This is a genomic window from Streptacidiphilus monticola, assembly GCF_042658505.1.
Lineage (GTDB): Bacteria > Actinomycetota > Actinomycetes > Streptomycetales > Streptomycetaceae > Streptacidiphilus > Streptacidiphilus monticola.
Map to the genome: position 1 here is coordinate 1 of NZ_JBHSQJ010000159.1, position 1,545 is coordinate 1,545.

Annotated in this window: 2 protein-coding genes and 1 pseudogene; all 3 read right to left on the reverse strand. The window is 70.6% G+C overall.

Annotation, left to right across the window (positions count from 1 at the left end; all coding sequences use genetic code 11):
- Positions 1-194, reverse strand: a pseudogene (locus ACFP3V_RS29785) (hypothetical protein); the annotation flags it as partial.
- Between the two features lie 118 nt (positions 195-312).
- Positions 313-804, reverse strand: a complete 492-nt coding sequence (locus ACFP3V_RS29790; RefSeq protein WP_380590238.1) for an SRPBCC family protein — start codon at positions 802-804, stop codon at positions 313-315.
- Positions 801-1,151, reverse strand: a complete 351-nt coding sequence (locus ACFP3V_RS29795) for an ArsR/SmtB family transcription factor (protein ID WP_380590242.1) — start codon at positions 1,149-1,151, stop codon at positions 801-803. Before ACFP3V_RS29795 ends, ACFP3V_RS29790 begins: the two co-directional genes overlap by 4 nt.
- Between the last annotated feature and the right edge of the window lie 394 nt (positions 1,152-1,545).

Below are 1,545 nucleotides of genomic sequence, written 5' to 3' on the forward strand. Positions count from 1 at the left end.
GCCGACTGCGGGGCGACCGGCGCGCGGTGCCGGGGGCCCGCGCTCGGCAGGCGGGGCGCCGGGAGGTCCGGCACCTGCGGCAGCCCGCTGGCGAGCGCCCCGCAGCCGGGGCAGGAGACCGCACCGTTCACATGGCGCAGGCAGGTCGGACAGAAGGACGTCATCGGCGGCTTCAACTCCCTCGTGATGATCAAGGGATGACGGGACGTCAGCGTCCCATCCCCGCAAGGGAGTCGGCGGCGGTTTCGGGCGAAACCACCGCCTTGTACGAACTTTCCGGGTAACCTGCCCGGTGTCGCTTGCGGCCGAGGCTCAGGCGAGCGTCGGCAGCAGGGCGTCGAGGCGCTGGTAGCCCTCGACGACGCCCTGGTCCATCCCGCTGGCGAGGATCATGTCCCGGGTGGTCAGCGAATCCACCACGGAGAGGATGACGACCCGGGTACGGCCGTCCGCCAGCGCCTCGAAGGTGGCGGTGTCCAGGCTGACGCCGTCCGGCACGCCCTCGAAGGTGAACGTCTGCACCAGGCGGGACGGCGGGCGCACCTCGTGGAAGGAGCCGTAGAAGGCGGCGATCTCCTCGCCGTCGCGGAGGGCCCGGTAGCGGTAGCGGCCGCCGGTGCGGATGTCCCAGGCGTCGAGCTTCATCGTGGTGGACGCCGGGCCGAGCCACTGGACCACCAGGTCCGGCTCGGTCCAGGCGCGGAAGACCTTCTCCACGGGGGCGTCGAACTCGCGGGTGATGGTGATGGTGGGCAGTGCGGGGTCGGCCTCGATGCGGGTCTCCCGTGCGGGCGTGCTGGTCATGGCAGATCTCCTTGCTGGGTTCCGGTCTCCTCCAGGGAGGCCAGGACGGCGTCGAGGCGGCGGAAGCGCTCCTCGGCGCGGCGGCGGTAGCGCTCGATCCAGGCGGTGGTCAGGTCGAGCACGTCGGTCTCCAGGTGGCAGGGGCGTCGCTGCGCCTCGCGGCTGCGGCTGATCAGGCCGGCGTCCTCGAGCACCTTGAGGTGCTTCGAGACCGCCTGGAGCGAGATGGCGAAGGGCTCGGCCAGCTGCCCCGGCGTCGCGTCCCCGAGCGAGAGGCGGGCGACGATGTCCCGCCTGGTCGGGTCGGCGAGGGCGGTGAACACCCTGGTCAGCTGATCCTCGGTCACGTCGTCGCCCCTGTTCCTCAACCGCTGGGTTGAGAACAACGGTACGCCGTCGGCGGGTGTTGTCAACCGCTGGGTTGAACAAGGTGAGACGACGCCTTGGGGTGCTCCATGTTCAACTAGTGAACGCGGCAGGGTGTCTTGACGGGTTGTCAGGTTCCTGGCTTCATGGTCCACGGCGTCGGGCGGACGCCGACGGTCCACTCCTTGTACTCAGGCAACCAGGGGAGTACTGCGGCCGCGTTTGGGAGCGCTCCCAAACGCGACGCGACAGACCGCCGCGGTCCGCTCGGCGCGCTGGAGATCGGGCTCTCTCGGCGAAAGGTCACCCCACATGATCCGCTCACCCGGCAGACTCCGGCGCTGGGGCGCCGCGTTCGCGGCGTGTGCCGCGTTG

What these genes read in the sequence shown, in the direction of transcription:
- ACFP3V_RS29790 (WP_380590238.1), bottom strand. Translation starts at nt 804, where the DNA reads ATGACCAGCACGCCCGCACGGGAGACCCGCATCGAGGCCGACCCCGCA.